Here is a 7,077-nt window from a genome sequence, read left to right on the forward strand (position 1 = left end):
GAGCTTATATAAATCATTGTCTTTTATTCCTTAACAATAGTTGCGTTTTGGTAATAGTGTTTCAATATCGTCTGGTAATCATACCCTTCGTCAGCCATACCCTTGGCGCCCCATTGAGATAAGCCAAGTCCATGTCCATTCCCTTGACCAATAAACATAAAGGTCTGACCTTGTGTCACGGCTCTTGCTTGACCATCTGCACTCATCACAACCAGTGCATTGCTGGATGAGGTACCCGTGCCTGAGGCAGACAATACTGTGGCCCCCTGTGATCCGGTTTTGCTGACTTTTTGACCGTCAGCGCCTAATACAGTATAACTTCCGGTCCCTGCAATATCAAATAAAGTGCTTGGTAATCCTCCGAGTGCTGAGCGGTACGTATCCGCATATTTAACAGTCAACGGTTGCCCGTTGGCCGTAACTTCCAGTGCTCGTCCGGAAGGTCCTCGCTTGGTCACTTCCAGCGTTGAGATAGAGGATGGAGCGGCTACAGTGGTCTTACCCTGCAATGTCTTGACCAGTTGTGCTGAAGTAAACGGCCCTCTCACCCATGCATAATCATTGGATTGAGCCACTTTTGCCAATACAACAACTTCCGTTCCGGGATTGATCTTGGCAACCGGTTCAACATTGGATTGGATGAGCGGAATCGGTCTTACGTTTGTATTTTGAGCCGTTACGGTCGCTTTGGAGAGTCCAGCATCCGTCTTCGTTGTCAATTCTTTTATATTGTCCTCACGAATATATCCGCTCACACCTGAACTCATCAACACATGATACCATGTATGCAGTCCAGCCTGCGCAGACAGATCGCCACGACTGTCAACGTTTGTAAATACACCCGCCCCACCGTTCCATACTTCAGAAGGATGAGCAGTTTGACCTCCAGCATTAGATGAAAATACAGCTTCTACAATTTTGCCTTCACTTTTGAGCACCTCTCCAGCCGTTGCATCCACCGCACTCGTTACTTTGTCATTCTCAGAGTTCATTCCGTTGTATGCCTGACTGAGTGTGGTATCTACAACATTGGCGATCTTGAAACGCTCACCCTGCTGGAGCGCATAGGAACGGGCAGCTACGGCCTGCACTTTAAGTGCTTCCGTTGGCCAAGAAGAATACACTTCTGCACCGACAACCGAGTATAAGTACTGTTCCAGTGGCACGACGTTAACTAAAGCCAGATCCCCATTAACGATGCTGATCTCCATATCTCCGCGATATGTACGCTGGGAGCGCTCCACAACTTTTATGCCGTTGCCACTTCCTTGTATCATTACCTTGGAATTATTGCCTGCAATCGTGTAATGTGGAGCCGTTTTAAGGGCTTCCATACTCATTCCCACATCCTGACGGATAATCAACCCCGAACTGTTACCTACAGGAGAAAGGCTAATGCCAGCTACACTGGCTTCTACACGTTGCTTCAACGTAGATAACTCCGCTGCAGATGTCGCTTCACCAACCCATACGGAATAAGTCTGGTTGCTTCCGTCTAGTTGCAATACAGGATAAGCTGTAAATCCCCCTGCAAGCAAAGTTGACTGTGCTGCTTCTGCTTCCTGAAGAGAATTGTACATCCCGGAAGACAGACGTTCGCTGCCGGTTATAACCGGTTTCTGTCCCGCTAATTGAACCGTAGCTGTCTTTTGTACCCGAGCGATGGCTTGTCCTGCAAGTGCTGCTGTACCGTAATTACCGGTGTATAGCTGATACAGTGTTTTGCCGTTATACGTCACCGCATACATCAAAGGTTTATCAGCCGTAGCCTGAAGCAAATTTGCTGCCGCTGCGGCGGTTTTGAAATCAGCAGTCTCTAATACTTTTACGCGAAATCCATCTGCACTAAAACGGGTTAGCCCCGATGGAAGAGTCACATTGGTATCACCAGTCTGAATACTCCATGAACCTGTTGATTCAAGCGTAATTAGAGGTGTCGTTGATTTATAAGTGCTCCCTAAATTCGCAAACATAGCTACCCGAATCAATTGTGCATTATCACCAGCCGCAAAAGCTGGTACTTGCAAGCTCCCCACTGTCAACAGAGTAGCCGCCAGTACCTTCAATCGACGACTCCACTTCTTCGTGCGTATTGTTTTTCCCACAATCAGGCTCCTCTCCATACATGTCTTTCACTTTATATCGGTCAGTTTCTCGGAGATTTCAACTTCCTGTTCAATTTCTAGGAATTCCGTTCACTGCTTATATCTAGGCGATATCGCCTTCTCCATCTATTCTCTCAAGGTTTTCGCATCGACGATGTGTAAGGGCTGAGACTTACTTGCTGTCTCTAGGTGGTACAGGCAAACCAAGATGATGGTAAGCTAAATCAGTAACTACACGTCCTCTTGGCGTACGCTGAATCATACCGATTTGCAGCAGATATGGTTCATACACGTCCTCAATTGTCTGAGATTCTTCCCCAATTGTAGCCGCTATCGTATCCAGTCCAACAGGGCCTCCCCTAAAGCTGTTAATCATAGACTTGAGCATCTTGTGGTCAATATCGTCTAAGCCACGCGGATCAATTTGCAGGCGTTGCAACGCCTCTTCAGCTAGTGCTTGTGTAATAATGCCATCACCGCGTACTTGTGCAAAATCACGTACTCTTTTCAACAAACGGTTTGCAATTCGCGGTGTCCCTCGCGAACGCAAAGCGATCTCTTCCGCAGCATCCCCAACAATCTCTACGCCCAGAATATCAGTGGATCGTGAAACGATGTAGGCAAGTTCATCAACCGTATAGAACTCCAAACGACTAATCACACCAAAACGGTCACGAAGCGGAGCTGATAAAAGTCCCGCGCGTGTCGTAGCTCCTATTAACGTAAATGGAGGCAAGTCCAAACGAACGGAACGTGCACTTGGTCCCTTGCCGATCATGATGTCCAGAGCAGAATCCTCCATCGCCGGATACATCACCTCTTCAACGGTACGATGAAGTCGATGGATCTCGTCAATGAATAAAACATCCCCCTCTTGCAAATTCGTCAGCAGAGCTGCCAGATCACCTGGACGTTCAATGGCAGGGCCTGAAGTGGTTCTCAGGTTTACGCCAAGTTCGTTTGCAATAATATTCGCGAGTGTTGTTTTACCTAGACCCGGAGGTCCATATAACAGCACGTGATCTAGTGCTTCATTCCGCAATTTAGCGGCTTCAATATATATTTTAAGATTTTCCTTCACCTGATTCTGCCCGATGTATTCATTTAGATATCGGGGACGAAGGCTTAATTCAACGTTCTGATCTTCCATCATCAGGTTAGCGGATATAATCCGTTCATCCATGTTCTTCCCATCCTTTTCTTGCAGGTTACAACTCTAGTGCGACTATTAAAATAAATTAACCCGTGAATAACATTTGCAGTGCCCGCTTCATCAACACATCCACAGAATCTGCGGTCGTGACATCTTTTTTCAGCTTGAGCCATACTTTGTCCAGTTCACTATCCGTATATCCAAGCGCCTTCAGACCTTCACGAGCCTCATCCCATGAAGACCCGCTTCCAACCTCTTCGGATGGCGGTGCAAAGAGACCTGTTGCATATGCTGCTGTACCGAAACCGTCCAATTTGTCCTTCAGGTCCAGAATCATACGTTGTGCTGTTTTTTTACCGATACCCGGCAGTTTCGTCAAGAATGTCAGATTCTCCTGATAAATGGCTGTGACCACATGATCAGGCGTGCCACCGGCAAGAATACCAAGCGCCACTTTTGGCCCAATTCCAGATACTTCAATCAATTTGCGGAACAAACGCTGTTCCTCTCTCGTCACAAACCCAAACAAAAACATCGCATCTTCACGCACATGATGATGGGTGTACACGATGATCTCGCCTTCCTGCTTGGCAAACGCATAGGGGTTCGGACAGAACACACGGTAACCCACTCCATGAACATCCAACACAATATAATCACTTTCGACATGCATGAACTGTCCTCTTAGAAAATCAATCATTTTCGCAATACCTCATTCAACTTGGAATTTAGTGTATAAGAATGTGCATGACAAACGGCAACAGCCAGTGCATCTGCAACGTCATCGGGTTTAGGCACAACCTGCAGACGAAGGAACATTTTGACCATCTCCTGCACCTGTTTTTTCTCCGCTTTACCGTATCCTACGATTGCCTGTTTGATCTGCATTGGAGTATATTCCGCAATCGGCAAACCTTTCTGAGCAGCTGCAAGAATCATCACCCCTCTAGCCTGGCTGACAGACATCGCTGTTGTTACGTTACGGTTAAAAAAGAGTTTCTCCAGTGCGACTGCATCTGGTTTATACTTATCAATCAGTTGCACCATGCCCTCATATACGTGAAGAAGCCGATCCTCATCCGGTGTATGAGCCTCCGTCTGAATACATCCATATTGTACGGGAACAACCTTGTTCCCGATTTTATCTACAAATCCAAATCCCACAATCGCAATACCCGGGTCAATTCCCAAAAAACGCAAAACCATCTCTCCCTCACAAAAGCGAACATATGTATCGTTCATTTCATTATAACAAAAGATAGGCCCTGGCGGCAGGAAAAACTTTGTCTACACCAAAGCTTGTTATATTTCGTGATCTTTCTTCAAAAGTTTCATTTTAAAAAGGCGATTAAGTGAAAACGACAAAAAGGACATCCGCACGATGTCCTTCTTTAGCCATGTCTTCACTTCTCTTCATATCCGTTCTCCTCAGGTAACTATAGCCCCTCTGATTTAGAGGTTATCTTTCTTGTTTTATTCCTTGTTTTATTCCTTGTTTTCGTTGGCTATCCTATCCTCCATTGCGAAGTAAATGATGCATTTCATCCACAGCAAAGTCACTGAACGTCGAAATTACACTGTCATATTCATCTTTGTCCTGAATGCGGATGCCTTCTTGCAATTGCTTCAGCACTCCTTCAGGCAATGAACTTTCCAGCGTACCTACATCGAGTTGAAAAAACGTGCGAATAACGTTCTCTTCAGCAGGTTTGCCTTCATACAGATTGAGATGACCAACAGCATCAATACTGATGTATGCTTCTTGTTTACAAACAGGTGAAAGATCATCCACACTTTGATTGAGATGTAACGTATCTGATGAAGTGACCTTTGCATCCCACTCAGGATGCTGAGCAAGTAGTATTTTCAATTGAGGGATATCCATTCTCCCCAGTTGTTCAGTTTCAACGCCACAAATATATTTGGTTTGCAAAACGACACGTATTAATTGGTCTGTACTTGTTTCAAGCTTTTCAACAATCACCTGAATCTCTTCTTCCGATCGTTGTTCCTGTTTAACTGAGGCCATTACATTTACCGCTTCACCAAAATCGGTTGTTAGTAAACGCTCGACTGCTGCAGATATAGACAAACCACGGTATGCTAATATCGTAACCGCACATATAGCGGCAACCATCCACAATGTTCGTTTCCATCGCCGCCATCGTCTCTTTAACTGTTTTCGTAAGGTGTACCTATTCACATAAACCCCTTCAATCACTTTTTTAAACTTATTGTGACCTAATGGGTAAACCTTTATGCAAACCAGTCTCATTGAACACTAGAGTGGCTTGACCGGACAAGTTACAGTAGTCGAGATACTCAAATTTGTGAAGTAGATATCTTTTAAAGAACAAAAAATCACTATCTAATTAGATAGTGATTTTTAGAAAATCGGGATGACACGATTTGAACATGCGACCCCCTGGTCCCAAACCAGGTGCTCTACCAAGCTGAGCTACATCCCGTTATATATACCGGCGAGAGGACTCGAACCTCCACGGTTTCCCACTCGATTTTGAGTCGAGCGCGTCTGCCATTCCGCCACGCCGGCAAAGTTTAGAATTAAGTTATAATGGCGCGCCCTGAGAGATTCGAACTCCCGGCCTTTTGATTCGTAGTCAAACGCTCTATCCAGCTGAGCTAAGGGCGCAAATATTGGAGCGGAAGACGGGAATCGAACCCGCGACCCTCGCCTTGGCAAGGCGATGCTCTACCGCTGAGCCACTTCCGCATAATAAAATTATAAAATGGCGGAACCGACGGGATTCGAACCCGCGATCTCCTGCGTGACAGGCAGGCATGTTAGGCCAACTACACCACGGTTCCAGATCACTTTCGGTTAGGAAAGCTACAATTGCGGGGGCAGGATTTGAACCTGCGGCCTTCGGGTTATGAGCCCGACGAGCTACCGGGCTGCTCCACCCCGCGTCATTAGAAAAAAGATATGGTGGAGGCTGAGGGGATCGAACCCCCGACCCTCTGCTTGTAAGGCAGATGCTCTCCCAGCTGAGCTAAGCCTCCGTAATTATGACCCGTAGGGGATACTCTCACTTCGTTCGAGACTGCGAAGCAGTTGCTAACGAGGCTAATCCTCCGACGAACCTTTGGGATTCTCATCCCACTCTTTAGTTATTAAATAACTATGACCCGTAGGGGATTCGAACCCCTGTTACCTCCGTGAAAGGGAGGTGTCTTAACCCCTTGACCAACGGGCCCTAATGGCTCCCCGAACAGGACTCGAACCTGTGACAACTCGATTAACAGTCGAGTGCTCTACCAACTGAGCTATCAGGGAATAATATGTATTAGAAATGTAAATGCAATTCACCATACAACGTCTACAAGCAGAGCCTGTTTTCTATGTAAGATGAAAGAGTTCGCTTGGCGGCGTCCTACTCTCCCAGGACCCTGCGGTCCAAGTACCATCGGCGCTAGAGGGCTTAACGGTCGTGTTCGGGATGGGTACGTGTGGAACCCCTCCGCCATCGCCACCAAACGAGCATTTGTTTCACAAATGCATTCGCGTTCCATTCGGTCCATCACAGCGGTGTGGATGAATGGTTCAGCGCATATTCAGAGTGTTGTTCTCTGAAAACTAGATTCGAAACGAAACTCACACGATTAAAACTTGCTATTGGATAAGCCCTCGACCGATTAGTACTGGTCAGCTCCATGCATTACTGCACTTCCACCCCCAGCCTATCTACCTCGTCGTCTTCAAGGGGTCTTACATACTGGGAAATCTCATCTTGAGGGGGGCTTCACGCTTAGATGCTTTCAGCGCTTATCCCGTCCGTACATAGCTACCCAGCGGTG

The 7,077-nt window shown here is 46.5% G+C and carries 5 protein-coding genes, 9 tRNA genes and 2 rRNA genes; all 16 read right to left on the reverse strand.

Features of this window, described 5'->3' with window-relative positions; all coding sequences use genetic code 11:
• Window positions 1-23 precede the first annotated feature (23 nt).
• Window positions 24-2,105, reverse strand: coding sequence for a SpoIID/LytB domain-containing protein (locus M3629_RS12575; protein WP_251506571.1), 2,082 nt, complete (start codon window positions 2,103-2,105; stop codon window positions 24-26).
• 172 nt (window positions 2,106-2,277) lie between these two features.
• Window positions 2,278-3,288 carry a Holliday junction branch migration DNA helicase RuvB gene (ruvB, locus tag M3629_RS12580; RefSeq protein ID WP_123066274.1) on the reverse strand — a complete coding sequence of 337 codons (1,011 nt, stop codon included), beginning with the start codon at window positions 3,286-3,288 and terminating at the stop codon, window positions 2,278-2,280.
• A 55-nt stretch (window positions 3,289-3,343) separates the two neighbouring features.
• Window positions 3,344-3,958, reverse strand: a complete 615-nt coding sequence (gene ruvA / locus M3629_RS12585) for a Holliday junction branch migration protein RuvA (RefSeq protein WP_251506573.1) — start codon at window positions 3,956-3,958, stop codon at window positions 3,344-3,346.
• Window positions 3,955-4,458 carry a crossover junction endodeoxyribonuclease RuvC gene (gene ruvC, locus M3629_RS12590; RefSeq protein ID WP_090915614.1) on the reverse strand — a complete coding sequence of 168 codons (504 nt, stop codon included), beginning with the start codon at window positions 4,456-4,458 and terminating at the stop codon, window positions 3,955-3,957. The genes ruvA and ruvC overlap by 4 nt, the downstream gene beginning before the upstream one ends.
• A gap of 310 nt (window positions 4,459-4,768) precedes the next feature.
• On the reverse strand, window positions 4,769-5,461 hold the full coding sequence (locus M3629_RS28650; protein ID WP_251506575.1) for a BofC C-terminal domain-containing protein: 693 nt from the start codon (window positions 5,459-5,461) through the stop codon (window positions 4,769-4,771).
• Between the two features lie 191 nt (window positions 5,462-5,652).
• Window positions 5,653-5,726 (reverse strand) — tRNA-Pro (locus M3629_RS12600).
• A 7-nt stretch (window positions 5,727-5,733) separates the two neighbouring features.
• Window positions 5,734-5,812, reverse strand: a tRNA-Leu gene (locus M3629_RS12605).
• A 22-nt stretch (window positions 5,813-5,834) separates the two neighbouring features.
• Window positions 5,835-5,911 (reverse strand) — tRNA-Arg (locus tag M3629_RS12610).
• Window positions 5,912-5,917: 6 nt separating this feature from the next.
• Window positions 5,918-5,992: transfer RNA gene (locus tag M3629_RS12615), tRNA-Gly, on the reverse strand.
• 17 nt (window positions 5,993-6,009) lie between these two features.
• A tRNA-Asp gene (locus M3629_RS12620) sits at window positions 6,010-6,087 on the reverse strand.
• Between the two features lie 28 nt (window positions 6,088-6,115).
• Window positions 6,116-6,189: transfer RNA gene (locus M3629_RS12625), tRNA-Met, on the reverse strand.
• 17 nt (window positions 6,190-6,206) lie between these two features.
• Window positions 6,207-6,282 (reverse strand) — tRNA-Val (locus tag M3629_RS12630).
• A gap of 122 nt (window positions 6,283-6,404) precedes the next feature.
• Window positions 6,405-6,476: transfer RNA gene (locus M3629_RS12635), tRNA-Glu, on the reverse strand.
• Window positions 6,477-6,480: 4 nt separating this feature from the next.
• Window positions 6,481-6,556 (reverse strand) — tRNA-Asn (locus M3629_RS12640).
• A gap of 84 nt (window positions 6,557-6,640) precedes the next feature.
• A 5S ribosomal RNA gene (gene rrf / locus M3629_RS12645) occupies window positions 6,641-6,757 on the reverse strand.
• Window positions 6,758-6,895: 138 nt separating this feature from the next.
• Window positions 6,896-7,077 (reverse strand): 23S ribosomal RNA (locus M3629_RS12650); the annotation flags it as partial.

Source organism: Paenibacillus polysaccharolyticus, from assembly GCF_023714295.1.
GTDB classification, from domain to species: domain Bacteria; phylum Bacillota; class Bacilli; order Paenibacillales; family Paenibacillaceae; genus Paenibacillus; species Paenibacillus polysaccharolyticus_A.

What these genes read in the sequence shown, in the direction of transcription:
- ruvB (WP_123066274.1), bottom strand. Translation starts at nt 3,288, where the DNA reads ATGGATGAACGGATTATATCCGCTAACCTGATGATGGAAGATCAGAAC.
- ruvA (WP_251506573.1), bottom strand. Translation starts at nt 3,958, where the DNA reads ATGATTGATTTTCTAAGAGGACAGTTCATGCATGTCGAAAGTGATTAT.